The sequence below is a fragment of the Shigella dysenteriae genome, assembly GCF_022354085.1.
Lineage (GTDB): Bacteria > Pseudomonadota > Gammaproteobacteria > Enterobacterales > Enterobacteriaceae > Escherichia > Escherichia coli.
The window spans coordinates 2707661-2725715 of sequence record NZ_CP055055.1 but is presented as its reverse complement, the minus strand read 5'-3'; the positions used below and the strand labels follow the sequence as shown (position 1 = coordinate 2725715).

Annotated in this window: 17 protein-coding genes; 11 read left to right on the top strand and 6 right to left on the bottom strand. The window is 50.7% G+C overall.

Annotated elements, in window-relative coordinates; genetic code table 11:
- The first annotated feature begins 67 nt into the window (after positions 1-67).
- The 3 genes from znuA (at position 68) to lpxM (ending at position 3429) form a co-directional block, all read left to right on the top strand.
- Complete coding sequence (gene znuA, locus HUZ68_RS13040) at positions 68-1000, top strand: zinc ABC transporter substrate-binding protein ZnuA (protein ID WP_001342995.1); 933 nt, start codon at positions 68-70, stop codon at positions 998-1000.
- 15 nt (positions 1001-1015) lie between these two features.
- Entirely contained in the window at positions 1016-2338 is a 1323-nt protein-coding gene (gene mepM, locus HUZ68_RS13035; protein WP_001184045.1) for a murein DD-endopeptidase MepM, read from the top strand.
- Between the two features lie 119 nt (positions 2339-2457).
- Positions 2458-3429, top strand: a complete 972-nt coding sequence (gene lpxM, locus HUZ68_RS13030; RefSeq protein WP_000448381.1) for a lauroyl-Kdo(2)-lipid IV(A) myristoyltransferase — start codon at positions 2458-2460, stop codon at positions 3427-3429.
- A 130-nt stretch (positions 3430-3559) separates the two neighbouring features.
- Here lpxM and pyk read toward each other — a convergent pair whose 3' ends face one another.
- Complete coding sequence (gene pyk / locus HUZ68_RS13025; RefSeq protein WP_000091148.1) at positions 3560-5002, bottom strand: pyruvate kinase; 1443 nt, start codon at positions 5000-5002, stop codon at positions 3560-3562.
- A gap of 127 nt (positions 5003-5129) precedes the next feature.
- A complete protein-coding gene (gene hexR, locus HUZ68_RS13020) occupies positions 5130-5999 on the bottom strand; it encodes a DNA-binding transcriptional regulator HexR (protein WP_001056694.1) in 870 nt (289 codons plus the stop codon).
- A 337-nt stretch (positions 6000-6336) separates the two neighbouring features.
- On the opposite strand from hexR, the gene zwf reads away from it, so the two are divergent.
- The 3 genes from zwf (at position 6337) to kdgA (ending at position 10536) form a co-directional block, all read left to right on the top strand.
- Positions 6337-7812 carry a glucose-6-phosphate dehydrogenase gene (gene zwf / locus HUZ68_RS13015; RefSeq protein WP_000301720.1) on the top strand — a complete coding sequence of 492 codons (1476 nt, stop codon included), beginning with the start codon at positions 6337-6339 and terminating at the stop codon, positions 7810-7812.
- A gap of 234 nt (positions 7813-8046) precedes the next feature.
- Positions 8047-9858 carry a phosphogluconate dehydratase gene (edd, locus tag HUZ68_RS13010; RefSeq protein WP_001069467.1) on the top strand — a complete coding sequence of 604 codons (1812 nt, stop codon included), beginning with the start codon at positions 8047-8049 and terminating at the stop codon, positions 9856-9858.
- Between the two features lie 36 nt (positions 9859-9894).
- A complete protein-coding gene (gene kdgA, locus HUZ68_RS13005; protein ID WP_000800512.1) occupies positions 9895-10536 on the top strand; it encodes a bifunctional 4-hydroxy-2-oxoglutarate aldolase/2-dehydro-3-deoxy-phosphogluconate aldolase in 642 nt (213 codons plus the stop codon).
- Positions 10537-10591: 55 nt separating this feature from the next.
- Here the strand turns inward: kdgA and purT are convergent, their stop codons facing one another.
- Positions 10592-11770, bottom strand: coding sequence for a formate-dependent phosphoribosylglycinamide formyltransferase (purT, locus tag HUZ68_RS13000; protein ID WP_000173474.1), 1179 nt, complete (start codon positions 11768-11770; stop codon positions 10592-10594).
- A 133-nt stretch (positions 11771-11903) separates the two neighbouring features.
- Here purT and yebG point away from each other — a divergent pair, with 133 nt between their 5' ends.
- From yebG to ptrB, 4 genes are all read left to right on the top strand, one after another.
- Positions 11904-12194, top strand: a complete 291-nt coding sequence (gene yebG / locus HUZ68_RS12995) for a DNA damage-inducible protein YebG (protein ID WP_000257738.1) — start codon at positions 11904-11906, stop codon at positions 12192-12194.
- A 66-nt stretch (positions 12195-12260) separates the two neighbouring features.
- Positions 12261-12617: a protein YebF gene (gene yebF / locus HUZ68_RS12990; protein ID WP_001295500.1), complete on the top strand. Its 357-nt coding sequence runs from the start codon at positions 12261-12263 to the stop codon at positions 12615-12617.
- A 325-nt stretch (positions 12618-12942) separates the two neighbouring features.
- Complete coding sequence (locus HUZ68_RS12985; protein ID WP_033814652.1) at positions 12943-13602, top strand: tellurite resistance TerB family protein; 660 nt, start codon at positions 12943-12945, stop codon at positions 13600-13602.
- A gap of 208 nt (positions 13603-13810) precedes the next feature.
- Positions 13811-15871, top strand: coding sequence for an oligopeptidase B (ptrB, locus tag HUZ68_RS12980; RefSeq protein ID WP_033814653.1), 2061 nt, complete (start codon positions 13811-13813; stop codon positions 15869-15871).
- On the opposite strand, the gene exoX is transcribed toward ptrB, so the two are convergent.
- The 3 genes from exoX to holE all read right to left on the bottom strand — a co-directional run bounded on the left by exoX (position 15868) and on the right by holE (position 17542).
- Positions 15868-16530 (bottom strand): exodeoxyribonuclease X, encoded by a 663-nt coding sequence (gene exoX, locus HUZ68_RS12975; protein WP_000944256.1) that lies wholly within the window; start codon positions 16528-16530, stop codon positions 15868-15870. The two genes, ptrB and exoX, sit on opposite strands and share 4 nt — an antisense overlap.
- A gap of 23 nt (positions 16531-16553) precedes the next feature.
- Positions 16554-17210 (bottom strand): carbon-nitrogen hydrolase family protein YobB, encoded by a 657-nt coding sequence (yobB, locus tag HUZ68_RS12970; RefSeq protein WP_000011660.1) that lies wholly within the window; start codon positions 17208-17210, stop codon positions 16554-16556.
- Between the two features lie 101 nt (positions 17211-17311).
- Positions 17312-17542: a DNA polymerase III subunit theta gene (holE, locus tag HUZ68_RS12965; RefSeq protein WP_000916763.1), complete on the bottom strand. Its 231-nt coding sequence runs from the start codon at positions 17540-17542 to the stop codon at positions 17312-17314.
- 138 nt (positions 17543-17680) lie between these two features.
- Between holE and yobA the strand changes: the two genes are divergently transcribed.
- Positions 17681-18055, top strand: a complete 375-nt coding sequence (yobA, locus tag HUZ68_RS12960; RefSeq protein WP_000168747.1) for a CopC domain-containing protein YobA — start codon at positions 17681-17683, stop codon at positions 18053-18055.

Here is an 18055-nt window from a genome sequence, read left to right as displayed (position 1 = left end):
TCTTGCAGTAGTCATGAAATGTTATAATATCACACTTCTCATATTCATTACGATGATTGGTCGCATTATGTTACATAAAAAAACGCTTCTTTTCGCAGCATTATCCGCCGCTCTCTGGGGCGGTGCAACACAGGCCGCAGATGCCGCCGTTGTCGCTTCGCTTAAACCCGTTGGGTTCATCGCTTCTGCCATTGCTGATGGGGTAACAGAAACGGAGGTTTTACTTCCTGACGGCGCTTCAGAACATGATTATTCACTGCGTCCATCGGATGTAAAACGCTTACAGAACGCGGACTTAGTCGTTTGGGTTGGCCCGGAGATGGAAGCGTTTATGCAAAAACCGGTAAGCAAATTACCAGAAGCGAAGCAGGTAACGATTGCGCAGCTAGAAGATGTGAAACCGCTACTGATGAAAAGTATTCACGGCGATGATGATGATCACGACCACGCGGAAAAAAGTGACGAAGATCACCATCACGGCGATTTCAACATGCATCTTTGGCTTTCCCCAGAGATAGCGCGGGCTACAGCGGTTGCAATCCATGGAAAATTAGTGGAACTTATGCCGCAAAGTCGAGCCAAACTTGACGCCAACCTGAAGGATTTTGAGGCACAATTAGCTTCAACCGAAACGCAGGTTGGTAACGAGCTCGCGCCGCTCAAGGGGAAAGGTTATTTCGTTTTTCACGATGCTTACGGCTATTTCGAAAAACAGTTCGGACTGACACCGCTTGGTCATTTTACCGTTAACCCTGAGATTCAACCTGGCGCGCAGCGTTTACATGAAATAAGAACACAGTTGGTTGAGCAAAAAGCAACCTGCGTTTTTGCTGAGCCACAGTTCAGGCCAGCGGTCGTTGAGAGCGTCGCACGAGGGACATCCGTTCGTATGGGAACGTTGGATCCCCTGGGGACGAATATCAAACTGGGTAAAACAAGCTATTCAGAATTCCTGAGTCAATTAGCCAACCAGTATGCGAGCTGCCTGAAAGGAGATTAATGAGGAAGTGATTACGTGCAACAGATAGCCCGCTCTGTCGCCCTGGCGTTTAATAATTTACCGCGACCACACCGCGTTATGTTGGGGTCGCTCACCGTTCTTACTCTGGCCGTCGCTGTCTGGCGGCCCTATGTTTATCACCGCGATGCCACGCCAATTGTCAAAACCATTGAGCTGGAACAGAACGAAATTCGTTCGCTCTTACCTGAAGCCAGTGAACCGATTGATCAAGCTGCACAAGAAGATGAAGCCATTCCCCAGGACGAACTGGATGACAAAATTGCCGGTGAAGCGGGCGTGCATGAATATGTTGTTTCCACTGGCGATACGCTAAGCAGCATTCTCAATCAGTATGGTATTGATATGGGTGATATCACCCAACTGGCTGCGGCCGACAAAGAATTGCGTAACCTGAAAATCGGTCAACAACTCTCCTGGACATTAACCGCGGACGGCGAACTGCAGCGCCTCACCTGGGAAGTGTCTCGTCGTGAAACCCGAACCTATGACCGTACTGCTGCTAACGGTTTTAAAATGACCAGCGAAATGCAGCAAGGAGAGTGGGTTAACAATCTGCTGAAAGGTACCGTCGGGGGGAGCTTTGTTGCCAGCGCCAGAAACGCCGGTTTAACCAGCGCCGAAGTGAGCGCAGTGATTAAAGCCATGCAGTGGCAAATGGATTTCCGCAAACTGAAAAAAGGCGATGAATTTGCGGTATTAATGTCTCGAGAAATGCTTGATGGTAAACGTGAGCAAAGCCAGCTGCTGGGCGTACGTTTGCGTTCAGAAGGTAAAGATTATTACGCTATCCGCGCTGAAGATGGCAAATTCTACGATCGTAACGGTACTGGTCTGGCGAAAGGATTCTTGCGATTCCCGACGGCGAAACAGTTCCGTATCTCGTCTAACTTTAACCCGCGTCGTACTAATCCGGTGACCGGTCGCGTTGCACCACACAGAGGTGTTGATTTCGCCATGCCGCAGGGTACGCCAGTGCTTTCAGTGGGTGACGGTGAAGTGGTGGTTGCCAAACGCAGTGGCGCAGCAGGTTATTATGTGGCTATTCGTCATGGTCGCAGCTACACCACGCGTTATATGCACTTGCGCAAGATTCTGGTGAAACCGGGACAGAAGGTGAAACGTGGCGACCGTATCGCGCTTTCCGGTAATACCGGACGTTCAACCGGGCCGCATCTGCACTATGAAGTATGGATAAACCAGCAGGCCGTAAACCCGCTGACGGCAAAACTGCCGCGTACCGAAGGGCTGACCGGCTCCGATCGTCGCGAATTCCTGGCGCAGGCCAAAGAGATTGTGCCGCAGCTACGGTTTGATTAATTAACATCCATTCGCAGCCGGTACGCAGTCAGTACCGGCTTTTTTTATTTGGTGCGGGGCAAGTTGCGCCGCTACACTATCACCAGATTGATTTTTGCCTTATCCGAAACTGGAAAAGCATGGAAACGAAAAAAAATAATAGCGAATACATTCCTGAGTTTGATAAATCCTTTCGCCACCCGCGCTACTGGGGAGCATGGCTGGGCGTAGCAGCGATGGCGGGTATCGCTTTAACGCCGCCAAAGTTCCGTGATCCCATTCTGGCACGGCTGGGACGTTTTGCCGGACGACTGGGAAAAAGCTCACGCCGTCGTGCGTTAATCAATCTGTCGCTCTGCTTTCCAGAACGTAGTGAAGCTGAACGCGAAGCGATTGTTGATGAGATGTTTGCCACCGCGCCGCAAGCGATGGCAATGATGGCTGAGTTGGCAATACGCGGGCCGGAGAAAATTCAGCCGCGAGTTGACTGGCAAGGGCTGGAGATCATCGAAGAGATGCGGCGTAATAACGAGAAAGTTATCTTTCTGGTGCCGCACGGTTGGGCCGTCGATATTCCTGCCATGCTGATGGCCTCGCAAGGGCAGAAAATGGCAGCGATGTTCCATAATCAGGGCAACCCGGTTTTTGATTATGTCTGGAACACGGTGCGTCGTCGCTTTGGCGGTCGTCTGCATGCGAGAAATGACGGTATTAAACCATTCATCCAGTCGGTACGTCAGGGGTACTGGGGATATTATTTACCCGATCAGGATCATGGCCCAGAGCACAGCGAATTTGTGGATTTCTTTGCCACCTATAAAGCGACGTTGCCCGCGATTGGTCGTTTGATGAAAGTGTGCCGTGCGCGCGTTGTACCGCTGTTTCCGATTTATGATGGCAAGACGCATCGTCTGACGATTCAGGTGCGCCCACCGATGGATGATCTGTTAGAGGCGGATGATCATACGATTGCGCGGCGGATGAATGAAGAAGTCGAGATTTTTGTTGGTCCGCGACCAGAACAATACACCTGGATACTAAAATTGCTGAAAACTCGCAAACCGGGCGAAATCCAGCCGTATAAGCGCAAAGATCTTTATCCCATCAAATAAAAAAGCCTCTCGCGAGGAGAGGCCTTCGCCTGATGATAAGTTCAAGTTTGCTTCAGAATATTCGAAATCTGTTGAACTATCATTGAACTGTAGGCCGGATGTGGCGTTTTCGCCGCATCCGGCAACGTACTTACTCTACCGTTAAAATACGCGTGGTATTAGTAGAACCCACGGTACTCATCACGTCGCCCTGGGTGACAATCACCAGGTCACCAGACATCAAGTAACCTTTATCGCGCAGCAGATTAACCGCTTCGCTGGCAGCTGCTACGCCGTCATTAGCGCTATCAAAGTGCACCGGCGTAACGCCACGATAGAGAGCAGTCAGGTTCAGCGTACGTTCATGGCGCGACATGGCGAAAATTGGTAGACCAGAGCTGATACGGGAGGTCATCAGCGCGGTACGACCCGATTCGGTCATGGTAATGATCGCCGTAACGCCTTTCAGGTGGTTAGCTGCGTACATTGCTGACATGGCAATAGCTTCTTCCACATTGTCGAACTGAACGTCCAGACGGTGTTTAGAAACGTTGATGCTCGGGATTTTTTCCGCACCCAGGCAAACGCGCGCCATGGCTGCAACAGTTTCTGACGGATACTGCCCAGCGGCAGTTTCTGCAGACAGCATCACAGCGTCAGTACCATCCAGAACGGCGTTTGCTACGTCCATGACTTCTGCACGCGTCGGCATCGGGTTAGTAATCATTGACTCCATCATCTGGGTCGCCGTGATTACCGCTCGGTTTAGCTGACGCGCACGACGGATCAACGCTTTCTGAATGCCGACCAGTTCCGGGTCGCCAATTTCCACACCGAGGTCGCCACGTGCAACCATTACCACGTCAGAGGCGAGGATGATGTCATCCATTGCATCCTGGCTGCAAACGGCTTCCGCACGTTCAACCTTGGCAACAATTTTCGCATCACATCCTGCATCGCGTGCCAGGCGACGGGCATAGTTCAGATCTTCGCCACAGCGTGGGAAGGAGACAGCCAGGTAATCTACGCCAATCAACGCCGCAGTCTTAATGTCTGCTTTGTCTTTTTCGGTCAGCGCTTCAGCCGACAAACCGCCGCCAAGTTTGTTGATACCTTTATTGTTGGAGAGGGGACCACCGACGGTGACTTCGGTGAACACTTTCATGCCCTGAACTTCCAGTACTTTTAACTGGACGCGACCATCGTCCAGCAGCAGGATGTCACCAGGCACGACGTCAGCAGGCAGGCCTTTGTAGTCGATACCGACTTTTTCTTTGTCGCCTTCACCTTTACCCAGGTTGGCGTCGAGCAGGAATTTATCCCCAATATTGAGGAAAACTTTGCCTTCCTTAAAGGTGGATACACGGATTTTGGGCCCCTGGAGGTCACCCAGAATAGCCACATGACGCCCCAGTTTTGCGGCAATCTCACGAACTTTATCCGCGCGCATTTTGTGATCTTCAGGCGAGCCGTGAGAAAAGTTCATACGTACAACGTTGGCACCCGCCGCGATAACTTTTTCAAGATTATTATCGCGATCTGTTGCTGGGCCTAACGTGGTAACGATTTTTGTTCTGCGAAGCCTTCTGGACATGTAATACTCCGTTGACTGAAACAACCAGGTGTTGCTTGAACATGAAATCCGAATGAAATAACGCCGCGATGGCGATAAATTAATCTCATTCGGATGTCGTATAAGATTAGAACAGTGACAGTCGCTTTTAGCGATCGTCACTTAAATTAAGTAACTGCTTATCAAAACGCGATTCCTTCAGCGCTTCCTTGACCCGCTTCAAGTTATCTCTGAATTTTGCACCGCGTCGCAAAGTAAATCCTGTCGCCAGCACATCTATCACGGTCAGCTGTGCAAGTCGAGAAACCATGGGCATATAAATGTCAGTATCTTCCGGTACGTCGAGGGTAATTGCCAGCGTTGCTTCCCGGGCGAGCGGGGTACCCGCAGAGGTGAGGGCAATCACCATGGCGTCGTTTTCGCGTGCCAGCTGCGCCAGCTCGACCAGATTTTTTGTTCTTCCAGTGTGAGAAATCAGCACCACCACGTCTCCGTCGCTACAATTCATACAACTCATGCGTTGCAGCACGATATCATCGGAGTACACCACCGGAACATTAAAACGAAAGAACTTATTCATCGCATCGTGGGCAACGGCGGCTGAAGAGCCTAATCCGAAAAAGGCGATTTTTTTTGCCTGAGTGAGCAAGTCGACGGCGCGGTTGATGGCAGATTTATCCAGTGAATGACGGACATGATCGAGCGTTGCCATTGCGGACTCAAATATTTTCCCTGTGTATGATTCAACGCTGTCATCTTCATTGACGTTGCGATTAACATAGGGAGTGCCATTCGCCAGACTCTGTGCCAGATGAAGTTTAAAATCAGGAAAACCGCGCGTGTCCATGCTGCGACAGAAACGATTCACCGTCGGTTCGCTAACATTGGCTTCCAGCGCCAGAGCAGCAATACTCGAATGGATCGCGTTATCGGGCGAAGCCAGAATGACCTCGGCAACTTTGCGCTCCGATTTGCTCAAATGTTCCAGCTGAGACTGGATTTTTTCCAGCATATTCATGATGTAAAGAGACTCACGGGTAATGACGATTTCCGCACTGAAAGAAATCGAAATGCAGTTTTGTCAGATATTACGCCTGTGTGCTGTGTTAATGACAAAAGCAGATAAAAAAGTTGTTATTTTTTTTCATAACATGATCAGTGTCAGATTTTTACCCAATGGAAAACGATGATTTTTTTATCAGTTTTGCCGCACTTTACGCGCTTTTACCGTAATCGCACGGGTGGATAAGCGTTTACAGTTTTCGCAAGCTCGTAAAAGCAGTACAGTGCACCGTAAGAAAATTACAAGTATACCCTGGCTTAAGTACCGGGTTAGTTAACTTAAGGAGAATGACATGGCGGTAACGCAAACAGCCCAGGCCTGTGACCTGGTCATTTTCGGCGCGAAAGGCGACCTTGCGCGTCGTAAATTGCTGCCTTCCCTGTATCAACTGGAAAAAGCCGGTCAGCTCAACCCGGACACCCGGATTATCGGCGTAGGGCGTGCTGACTGGGATAAAGCGGCATATACCAAAGTTGTCCGCGAGGCGCTCGAAACTTTCATGAAAGAAACCATTGATGAAGGTTTATGGGACACCCTGAGTGCACGTCTGGATTTTTGTAATCTCGATGTCAATGACACTGCTGCATTCAACCGTCTCGGCGCGATGCTGGATCAAAAAAATCGTATCACCATTAACTACTTTGCCATGCCGCCCAGCACTTTTGGCGCAATTTGCAAAGGGCTTGGCGAGGCAAAACTGAATGCTAAACCGGCACGCGTAGTCATGGAGAAACCGCTGGGGACGTCGCTGGCGACCTCGCAGGAAATCAATGATCAGGTTGGCGAATACTTCGAGGAGTGCCAGGTTTACCGTATCGACCACTATCTTGGTAAAGAAACGGTGCTGAACCTGTTGGCGCTGCGTTTTGCTAACTCCCTGTTTGTGAATAACTGGGACAATCGCACCATTGATCATGTTGAGATTACCGTGGCAGAAGAAGTGGGGATCGAAGGGCGCTGGGGCTATTTTGATAAAGCCGGTCAGATGCGCGACATGATCCAGAACCACCTGCTGCAAATTCTTTGCATGATTGCGATGTCTCCGCCGTCTGACCTGAGCGCAGACAGCATTCGCGATGAAAAAGTGAAAGTACTGAAGTCTCTGCGCCGCATCGACCGCTCCAACGTACGCGAAAAAACCGTACGCGGGCAATATACTGCGGGCTTCGCCCAGGGCAAAAAAGTGCCGGGATATCTGGAAGAAGAGGGCGCGAACAAGAGCAGCAATACAGAAACCTTCGTGGCGATCCGCGTCGACATTGATAACTGGCGCTGGGCCGGTGTGCCATTCTACCTGCGTACTGGTAAACGTCTGCCGACCAAATGTTCTGAAGTCGTGGTCTATTTCAAAACACCTGAACTGAATCTGTTTAAAGAGTCGTGGCAGGATCTGCCGCAGAATAAACTGACTATCCGTCTGCAACCTGATGAAGGCGTGGATATCCAGGTACTGAATAAAGTTCCTGGCCTTGACCACAAACATAACCTGCAAATCACCAAGCTGGATCTGAGCTATTCAGAAACCTTTAATCAGACGCATCTGGCGGATGCCTATGAACGTTTGCTGCTGGAAACCATGCGTGGTATTCAGGCACTGTTTGTACGTCGCGATGAAGTGGAAGAAGCCTGGAAATGGGTAGACTCCATTACTGAGGCGTGGGCGATGGACAATGATGCGCCGAAACCGTATCAGGCCGGAACCTGGGGACCCGTTGCCTCGGTGGCGATGATTACCCGTGATGGTCGTTCCTGGAATGAGTTTGAGTAATATCTGCGCTTATCCTTTATGGTTATTTTACCGGTAACATGATCTTGCACAGATTGTAGAACAATTTTTACACTTTCAGGCCTCGTGCGGATTCACCCACGAGGCTTTTTTTATTACACTGACTGAAACGTTTTTGCCCTATGAGCTCCGGTTACAGGCGTTTCACTCATAAATCCTCTGAATGAAACGCGTTGTGAATCATCCTGCTCTGACAACTCAATTTCAGGAGCCTTTATGAATCCACAATTGTTACGCGTAACAAATCGAATCATTGAACGTTCGCGCGAGACTCGCTCTGCTTATCTCGCCCGGATAGAACAAGCGAAAACGTCGACCGTTCATCGTTCGCAGTTGGCATGCGGTAACCTGGCACACGGTTTCGCTGCCTGCCAGCCAGAAGACAAAGCCTCTTTGAAAAGCATGTTGCGTAACAATATCGCCATCATCACCTCCTATAACGACATGCTCTCCGCTCACCAGCCTTATGAACACTATCCAGAAATCATTCGTAAAGCCCTGCATGAAGCGAATGCGGTTGGTCAGGTTGCGGGTGGTGTTCCGGCGATGTGTGATGGTGTCACCCAGGGGCAGGATGGAATGGAATTGTCGCTGCTAAGCCGCGAAGTGATAGCGATGTCTGCGGCGGTCGGGCTGTCCCATAACATGTTTGATGGTGCTCTGTTCCTCGGGGTGTGCGACAAGATTGTCCCGGGTCTGACGATGGCAGCCCTGTCGTTTGGTCATTTGCCTGCGGTGTTTGTGCCGTCTGGACCGATGGCAAGCGGTTTGCCAAATAAAGAAAAAGTGCGTATTCGCCAGCTTTATGCCGAAGGTAAAGTGGACCGCATGGCCTTACTGGAGTCAGAAGCCGCGTCTTACCATGCGCCGGGAACATGTACTTTCTACGGTACTGCCAACACCAACCAGATGGTGGTGGAGTTTATGGGGATGCAGTTGCCAGGCTCTTCTTTTGTTCATCCGGATTCTCCGCTGCGCGATGCTTTGACCGCTGCCGCTGCGCGTCAGGTTACACGCATGACCGGTAATGGTAATGAATGGATGCCGATCGGTAAGATGATCGATGAGAAAGTGGTGGTGAACGGTATCGTTGCACTGCTGGCGACCGGTGGTTCCACTAACCACACCATGCACCTGGTGGCGATGGCGCGCGCGGCCGGTATTCAGATTAACTGGGATGACTTCTCTGACCTTTCTGATGTTGTACCGCTGATGGCTCGTCTCTACCCGAACGGTCCGGCCGATATTAACCACTTCCAGGCGGCAGGTGGCGTACCGGTTCTGGTGCGTGAACTGCTCAAAGCAGGCCTGCTGCATGAAGATGTCAATACGGTGGCAGGCTTTGGTCTGTCTCGTTATACCCTTGAACCATGGCTGAATAATGGTGAACTGGACTGGCGGGAAGGGGCGGAAAAATCACTCGACAGCAATGTGATCGCTTCCTTCGAACAACCTTTCTCTCATCATGGTGGGACAAAAGTGTTAAGCGGTAACCTGGGCCGTGCGGTTATGAAAACCTCTGCCGTGCCGGTTGAGAACCAGGTGATTGAAGCGCCAGCGGTTGTTTTTGAAAGCCAGCATGACGTTATGCCGGCCTTTGAAGCGGGTTTGCTGGACCGCGATTGTGTCGTTGTTGTCCGTCATCAGGGGCCAAAAGCGAACGGAATGCCAGAATTACATAAACTCATGCCGCCACTTGGTGTATTATTGGACCGGTGTTTCAAAATTGCGTTAGTTACCGATGGACGACTCTCCGGCGCTTCAGGTAAAGTGCCGTCAGCTATCCACGTAACACCAGAAGCCTACGATGGCGGGCTGCTGGCAAAAGTGCGCGACGGGGACATCATTCGTGTGAATGGACAGACAGGCGAACTGACGCTGCTGGTAGACGAAGCGGAACTGGCTGCTCGCGAACCACACATTCCTGACCTGAGCGCGTCACGCGTGGGAACAGGACGTGAATTATTCAGCGCCTTGCGTGAAAAACTGTCCGGTGCCGAACAGGGCGCAACCTGTATCACTTTTTAAGACGACAAATTTGTAATCAGGCGAGAGAAAACTCTGATGAAAAACTGGAAAACAAGTGCAGAATCAATCCTGACCACCGGCCCGGTTGTACCGGTTATCGTGGTAAAAAAACTGGAACACGCGGTGCCGATGGCAAAAGCGTTGGTTGCTGGTGGGGTGCGCGTTCTGGAAGTGACTCTGCGTACCGAGTGTGCAGTTGACGCTATCCGTGCTATCGCCAAAGAAGTGCCTGAAGCGATTGTGGGTGCCGGTACGGTGCTGAATCCACAGCAGCTGGCAGAAGTCACTGAAGCGGGTGCACAGTTCGCAATTAGCCCGGGTCTGACCGAGCCGCTGCTGAAAGCTGCTACCGAAGGGACTATTCCGCTGATTCCGGGGATCAGCACTGTTTCCGAACTGATGCTGGGTATGGACTACGGTTTGAAAGAGTTCAAATTCTTCCCGGCTGAAGCTAACGGCGGCGTGAAAGCCCTGCAGGCGATCGCGGGTCCGTTCTCCCAGGTCCGTTTCTGCCCGACGGGTGGTATTTCTCCGGCTAACTACCGTGACTACCTGGCGCTGAAAAGCGTGCTGTGCATCGGTGGTTCCTGGTTGGTTCCGGCAGATGCGCTGGAAGCGGGCGATTACGACCGCATTACTAAGCTGGCGCGTGAAGCTGTAGAAGGCGCTAAGCTGTAAAAGTCAAAATGCCCGATCGAGGATCGGGCATTTTTGTAGCGTTTATTTGCCGGGTTTAACCCTGTACTTTTACCTGTCCGGCGGCGTGCTTCGCGCGTTCAATGGCGTCAACAACACTCTCTGCAGTAGCCAGTGCCACCCCCAGACGACGGCTGCCATCAATTTCCGGCTTACCAAATAAACGAATCTGCAAATCTGCGCCTACGGCATTCTGCACATTATCAAACGTGACATTCTGACTGGTCAATTGTGGCAGAATAACGGCAGAAGCTGCAGGACCATACTGACGGATCCCGCCAACCGGAAGTCCGAGGAAGGCACGTACATGCAGGGCAAACTCTGAGAGATCTTGAGAAATTAACGTCACCATCCCGGTATCATGTGGACGAGGGGAGACCTCACTGAAAATCACCTCATCACCACAGACAAACAGCTCGACACCAAACAGACCATAACCGCCCAGTGCCAGCACCACTTTACGGGCAATCTCCTGCGCACGTTCAAGGGCAAGCGGGCTCATTTGCTGTGGTTGCCAGGATTCACGGTAGTCGCCATCTTCCTGGCGATGACCTACTGGTGCACAGAAATGGACGCCATCCACCGCGCTGACGGTTAGCAGGGTAATTTCGAAGTCAAACTTAACGACGCCTTCAACAATTACGCGGCCCGCTCCGGCGCGACCGCCTTGCTGAGCGTATTCCCATGCCTGAGCAAGTTGCTCTGCAGAGCGAATAAACGTCTGCCCCTTGCCGGAAGAGCTCATCACCGGTTTTACAATGCAGGGATAGCCAATGGCGGCAACCGCCTCGCGGAAAAGGCTTTCGCTATCGGCAAAACGATAAGTGGAAGTGGGCAGCTGCAGCTCTTCTGCCGCCAGGCGACGGATACCCTCGCGATTCATCGTTAATTTCGTTGCGCGAGCGCAGGGGACAACATTCAGTCCTTCCTCTTCAAGTTGGATCAGCATATCGGTGGCAATAGCTTCGATCTCCGGCACGATATAATGTGGTTTTTCCAGTTCAACCACACGGCGTAATGCATCACCATCAAGCATATTAATGACATGGGAGCGATGCGCGACATGCATGGCTGGTGCGTCGGCATAGCGATCGACGGCAATCACCTCTACGCCGAGACGCTGACACTCGATTGCCACTTCTTTACCCAGTTCACCGGAGCCTAATAACATCACGCGAGTTGCTGCCGGACGCAGCGCAGTGCCTAATAACGTCATAACTAATATCCCCTGATTAATTCCGCGCGCAGTATAAACGAAAACGTTTGCGTGTGTCTTTATTGCTGGTGTTGATTTCTCAACCGAAAAGAAATATACTGTATAAAATCACAGTTATTATGAGAGGCTGCAAATGGCGGTTGAAGTTAAATACGTAGTCATTCGTGAGGGCGAAGAGAAAATGTCGTTTACCAGCAAAAAGGAAGCCGATGCTTATGACAAAATGCTTGATACGGCGGATCTGCTTGACACCTGGCTGACAAATTCTCCAGTGCAAATGGAAGACGAGCAACGTGAAGCCCTTTCGCTATGGCTGGCAGAACAAAAAGATGTGCTGAGCACCATTCTGAAAACCGGCAAATTACCGTCCCCACAGGTCGTCGGTGCTGAATCCGAAGAGGAAGATGCCTCACACGCGGCCTGAAGCAACTTGCGCTCCTGACAATTTGTACCATGCTTTCTCCTGAATCATTGTGCTATGGAGAAAAACATGAAAAAAAGAGGGGCGTTTTTAGGGCTGTTGTTGGTTTCTGCCTGCGCATCAGTTTTCGCTGCCAATAATGAAACCAGCAAGTCGGTCACTTTCCCAAAGTGTGAAGGTCTGGATGCTGCCGGAATTGCCGCGAGTGTAAAACGTGATTATCAACAAAATCGCGTGGCGCGCTGGGCAGATGATCAAAAAATTGTCGGTCAGGCCGATCCCGTGGCTTGGGTCAGTTTGCAGGACATTCAGGGTAAAGATGATAAATGGTCAGTACCGCTAACCGTGCGTGGTAAAAGTGCCGATATTCATTACCAGGTCAGCGTGGACTGCAAAGCGGGAATGGCGGAATATCAGCGGCGTTAATGGGTTCTGATAATTCGATTGACCGTTGGCGGATGGGCGCGAGTGCCTTGTCCGCCCCAAAACGCACCACAATCGTAGGCCTGAGAAGACGCAACAGCGTCGCATCGGGCAATCAGCATCAAACAATGCCACTCAAAACGTCAAACTACTTTCACCTAAAATACCCTTATCACCTGATATACAGTAAACACCTTACCTGGCGCGAATTTCTTTGAATAACGGCCAACCGCCCCGCTTATTTGCGCATCTTTTGTCTCGATATACATTTTCTGACATCCTCATCCACTATGCTACAGGCACTAAAAATGGTTATTGAGGAGCAAATATGGCTAACTGGTTAAATCAACTGCAATCCCTGCTTGGGCAAAGCAGTTCTTCTACCTCCTCGTCTGCGGATCAGGGATTGGGCAAACTTTTAGTGCCGGGCGCATTAGGTGGACTGGCTGGACTGCTGGTCGCAAATAAATCAGCACGTAAACTTCTTACGAAATATGGCACCAACGCGTTGCTGGTTGGCGGCGGAGCGGTAGCGGGTACGGTGCTGTGGAATAAATACAAAGATAAAATTCGCGCGGCGCATCAGGACGAACCGCAGTTTGGCGCGCAAAGTACGCCGCTGGATGAGCGTACGGAACGTTTGATCCTTGCGCTAGTCTTTGCCGCTAAAAGTGATGGTCATATTGATGCCAAAGAACGTGCGACAATCGACCAGCAATTGCGTGAAGCCGGCGTGGAAGAGCAGGGGCGGGTACTCATTGAGCAGGCAATCGAACAACCGCTGGATCCACAACGCCTGGCTACCGGGGTCCGCAATGAAGAAGAGGCGCTGGAAATCTATTTCCTGAGCTGCGCGGCTATTGATATTGACCATTTTATGGAACGCAGTTACCTGAATGCACTGGGTGACGCGCTGAAAATCCCCCAGGATGTTCGTGAAGGCATTGAACGCGATCTCGAACAGCAAAAACGCACTTTGGCGGAATAATTCCGCTCTCTGGATAGCCTGAAGTTGACTATTTCGGGCTATCCAGAACCGCACAGCCATTTGAACAGGCTGATTTTCTCTGTCTGCATAACATTCGATATTCGCGCCATTACCTGTCATCATCTAAGCAATGACTGCCCTGTTTCGCTTGCATCCCCGGTGAGTTTTGCCACCCTTATAAGATGTTTCAACCAGAAAGAACAATAACATGCTACCAAAAGCCGCCCGCATTCCCCACGCCATGACGCTTCATGGCGATACGCGCATCGATAATTACTACTGGCTGCGGGACGATACGCGTTCTCAGCCGGAAGTCCTGGACTACCTGCAACAAGAAAATAGTTACGGTCATCGGGTGATGGCCTCACAACAAGCCTTGCAGGATCGCATCTTAAAGGAAATCATCGACCGCATTCCGCAACGAGAAGTTTCTGCGCCCTACATCAAAAATGGCTACCGCTATCGGCATATTTATGAACCAGGCTGTGAATATGCTATCTACCAGCGTCAATCGGCGTTCAGTGAAGAGTGGGACGAGTGGGAAATATTGCTCGATGCCAACAAGCGCGCGGCTCATAGTGAGTTTTATTCGATGGGCGGAATGGCGATTACGCCCGATAACACCATTATGGCGCTGGCAGAAGATTTTCTTTCCCGACGCCAGTACGGCATTCGTTTTCGTAATCTGGAAACAGGTAACTGGTACCCGGAACTGCTGGATAACGTTGAACCCAGCTTTGTCTGGGCAAATGACTCCTGGACTTTCTACTATGTACGCAAGCATCCGGTGACGCTGCTGCCTTATCAGGTCTGGCGTCACGCCATCGGTACGCCAGCATCGCAAGATAAACTGATTTACGAAGAAAAAGACGATACCTATTACGTCAGCCTGCATAAAACGACCTCGAAGCACTATGTAGTCATTCATCTGGCCAGCGCCACCAGCAGTGAAGTTCGCCTGCTGGACGCGGAAATGGCCGATGCCGAGCCGTTTGTTTTTCTGCCGCGCCGCAAAGATCACGAATACAGCCTTGATCACTACCAGCATCGTTTTTATCTGCGTTCCAACCGCCACGGCAAAAACTTTGGCTTATACCGTACCCGTATGCGTGATGAGCAACAGTGGGAAGAGTTAATTCCGCCACGCGAAAACATCATGCTGGAAGGGTTTACGCTGTTTACCGACTGGCTGGTGGTTGAAGAGCGTCAGCGCGGGTTAACCAGTTTGCGCCAAATTAACCGCAAGACCCGGGAAGTCATTGGTATTGCCTTTGATGATCCAGCCTATGTGACCTGGATTGCCTACAATCCAGAACCTGAAACCGCGCGATTGCGTTATGGTTATTCTTCCATGACCACACCAGACACTTTGTTTGAACTGGATATGGATACCGGTGAGCGTCGTGTATTAAAACAAACGGAAGTTCCTGGTTTTGATGCGGCGAATTACCGCAGTGAACACCTGTGGATAGTCGCCCGTGATGGCGTCGAAGTTCCGGTTTCGTTGGTCTACCATCGCAAACATTTTCGCAAAGGGCACAACCCGTTGCTGGTGTATGGCTATGGTTCTTACGGCGCAAGTATTGATGCCGATTTCAGTTTTAGCCGCTTGAGTTTGTTAGATCGTGGTTTTGTCTACGCCATCGTCCATGTTCGCGGCGGCGGTGAGCTGGGGCAACAATGGTACGAAGACGGTAAATTTCTGAAGAAGAAAAATACGTTTAATGATTATCTTGATGCCTGCGATGCATTGTTAAAACTGGGCTATGGCTCTCCTTCGCTTTGTTATGCGATGGGCGGGAGTGCGGGGGGCATGTTGATGGGCGTTGCAATTAATCAACGCCCGGAATTATTCCACGGCGTTATCGCCCAGGTACCGTTTGTTGATGTTGTAACAACGATGCTTGATGAATCAATTCCTCTTACCACTGGTGAGTTTGAAGAGTGGGGGAATCCGCAGGATCCGCAATATTACGAGTATATGAAAAGCTACAGCCCGTATGACAACGTCACCGCACAGGCTTATCCGCATTTACTGGTAACGACCGGTTTACACGATTCTCAGGTGCAATATTGGGAACCGGCAAAATGGGTCGCTAAATTGCGCGAGCTGAAAACCGATAACCATCTTTTATTGCTCTGTACCGACATGGACTCAGGCCATGGCGGTAAATCTGGCCGCTTTAAATCGTACGAAGGCGTAGCGATGGAATATGCTTTTCTGGTCGCGCTGGCGCAGGGAACATTACCCGCTACGCCTGCGGATTAGGTATTTTCCAGATAATGTTTCAGTGTTAAACGCAGCTCCGGGCTCATGCTGTCCAGGTTATTAAACAACCAGCGCAGATAGCCCGGATCGCGTTCGGCAACGTCGGAAACCGCTTTGCCACGGTATTTGCCAAAGGTGAAGGTCGTCATCAACGACGGACGTCCGGTGATATCGGCCATCTGTTCTGCCGTCCAGCCGGAGGTGTTCATAATATCGATAAGCAACGCGGCGGTGATATAACAGTCATACAACGCGCGGTGATGATGCAGGCCCGGCGGCGTCTGTACATTGAGCTTCCGTGTTTTATATAACGCCATATTGCTGTACTTGATCCCTGGCCACAAACGACGGGCCAGTTTCATAGTGCAAATCCACTCACCGGGCATCTCAGGCAGTACGCGGCGGTCAAAGCTGGCGTTGTGCGCGACATACCATTCACTACCGTAATAGTGTGGGATCACATCTTCAATCCACGGTTTATCGGCTACCATGGCTTCGGTGATGCGATGAATCGCCATCGCTTGTGGACTAATAGGACGATCGGGGCGCACCAGGTGGCTCATGGGGTTGACGATTTTTCCGTCAATGACATCAACAGAGGCAATCTCAACGATCCCTCCCTGCAAACCGCAGGTTTCTGTATCGATAATGCGCAACATGGCATGCTCCAGGCCGAAAAAGCCTAGCGTAATGGAATGATATCGCCTTGCCAACCCTGTGATGAACGCTGACCGACTAACAATAATGAACCACGATCGGCGCGAACGATGAGACGACCATGTTCATCCCATAGTGCACTGTTACCACGGGCATTTGCCATCAGCACGGCAATGGAGTACTGATGTGAAAAAAATTGTAAGCGGCGGGTAGATGCCAGTAGGTCGGGTTCCCCCAGACATTGCCCTGTCGTAAACAGTGAACAGGTCGGGTCCATATCCATACCTTGCGGTTGTTCATCGACCACCGTGATGGTTCTGGAACGACGGCCCAGACATGCACCATGACTCTGATGGTAGATCCCCGGCGTTTTTCGCCACGGTGCGAACACCGCAATTCCACGAATAAAGCGATCGTTATATTCAACGGGAAGGCCGGCTATGATGGTCATTCGCCAGGTCGTTGCGGCATAACAAAGCGGGTCTAACAGTGAGAGATCGGGTGGGGCAGGAAGGGCACGTCGTGAATAATCACACCCCAGTAAAGAAAGCGATGGAAAAACTAACAGCTGACATTGTTGCCTGGCGGCGGCCCTCACAAACTCCAGATGATGAGCTACCTGTTCGGTGAGTGAGGTTTTACGAGGCTCATATTGCGCTGCTGCAACTTTCCAGAACGACATAATGACTTCCTTTTCAAAATGACTGCAAATTATGGGTGCGGTTTAGAAAATACTCATAATTTAGCAGGCGTTATGTAAGAAAGTGTAACTCTGTATAAGTTTTATTTAAGTTTGGGCTCGTAAGGTAAACGTGACAGATTGACCGAAGCCAAACGGTGGGCGATAAGACGCTCGCGAAACCAGCTGCGCAAATGTTCAGGCTGTTCACGTTCAACCGCTTCAGCGATCACCGGCATATTGTAGCGTTCTTTAAATGCCACCCCGGCCGCCGCCAAATCGACATTCACTTTATCCATTTCTGTTTGATCCAGTTTTGCCAGATTCTTCAGCATTCTTAATCTCCTCATCATTCGCGGGCAAAAGTTACTAAGAGTGAGCCTGGATGGCAAGCCGGAATTGATGATCCTCGACTCAGACATTAGACAAGGTTATGCTCTGTAAAAAAGTTATTACAAAAAGGAATAGATAATATGGCTTCAACTGCACGCTCCCTTCGCTACGCGCTGGCAATCCTGACCACTTCGTTGGTGACACCTTCCGTCTGGGCACATGCGCATTTAACGCATCAGTATCCTGCGGCAAACGCGCAAGTGACAGCTGCACCGCAGGCAATCACTTTAAACTTCTCGGAAGGTGTTGAAACAGGATTCAGTGGTGCAAAAATCACGGGGCCAAAAAACGAAAATATTAAAACATTACCGGCGAAGCGAAATGAGCAGGACCAAAAGCAACTGATTGTTCCACTGGCCGATTCGCTGAAACCCGGAACCTACACCGTTGACTGGCATGTTGTTTCGGTGGACGGGCATAAAACGAAAGGACACTACACCTTTAGCGTGAAATAA

Excerpts from the sequence above, each read along its gene's own strand:
- znuA (WP_001342995.1), top strand. The coding sequence starts at position 68 with ATGTTACATAAAAAAACGCTTCTTTTCGCAGCATTATCCGCCGCTCTC.
- lpxM (WP_000448381.1), top strand. The coding sequence starts at position 2,458 with ATGGAAACGAAAAAAAATAATAGCGAATACATTCCTGAGTTTGATAAA.
- pyk (WP_000091148.1), bottom strand. The coding sequence starts at position 5,002 with ATGTCCAGAAGGCTTCGCAGAACAAAAATCGTTACCACGTTAGGCCCA.
- hexR (WP_001056694.1), bottom strand. The coding sequence starts at position 5,999 with ATGAATATGCTGGAAAAAATCCAGTCTCAGCTGGAACATTTGAGCAAA.
- zwf (WP_000301720.1), top strand. The coding sequence starts at position 6,337 with ATGGCGGTAACGCAAACAGCCCAGGCCTGTGACCTGGTCATTTTCGGC.
- edd (WP_001069467.1), top strand. The coding sequence starts at position 8,047 with ATGAATCCACAATTGTTACGCGTAACAAATCGAATCATTGAACGTTCG.
- kdgA (WP_000800512.1), top strand. The coding sequence starts at position 9,895 with ATGAAAAACTGGAAAACAAGTGCAGAATCAATCCTGACCACCGGCCCG.
- purT (WP_000173474.1), bottom strand. The coding sequence starts at position 11,770 with ATGACGTTATTAGGCACTGCGCTGCGTCCGGCAGCAACTCGCGTGATG.
- yebG (WP_000257738.1), top strand. The coding sequence starts at position 11,904 with ATGGCGGTTGAAGTTAAATACGTAGTCATTCGTGAGGGCGAAGAGAAA.
- yebF (WP_001295500.1), top strand. The coding sequence starts at position 12,261 with ATGAAAAAAAGAGGGGCGTTTTTAGGGCTGTTGTTGGTTTCTGCCTGC.
- HUZ68_RS12985 (WP_033814652.1), top strand. The coding sequence starts at position 12,943 with ATGGCTAACTGGTTAAATCAACTGCAATCCCTGCTTGGGCAAAGCAGT.
- ptrB (WP_033814653.1), top strand. The coding sequence starts at position 13,811 with ATGCTACCAAAAGCCGCCCGCATTCCCCACGCCATGACGCTTCATGGC.
- exoX (WP_000944256.1), bottom strand. The coding sequence starts at position 16,530 with ATGTTGCGCATTATCGATACAGAAACCTGCGGTTTGCAGGGAGGGATC.
- yobB (WP_000011660.1), bottom strand. The coding sequence starts at position 17,210 with ATGTCGTTCTGGAAAGTTGCAGCAGCGCAATATGAGCCTCGTAAAACC.
- holE (WP_000916763.1), bottom strand. The coding sequence starts at position 17,542 with ATGCTGAAGAATCTGGCAAAACTGGATCAAACAGAAATGGATAAAGTG.
- yobA (WP_000168747.1), top strand. The coding sequence starts at position 17,681 with ATGGCTTCAACTGCACGCTCCCTTCGCTACGCGCTGGCAATCCTGACC.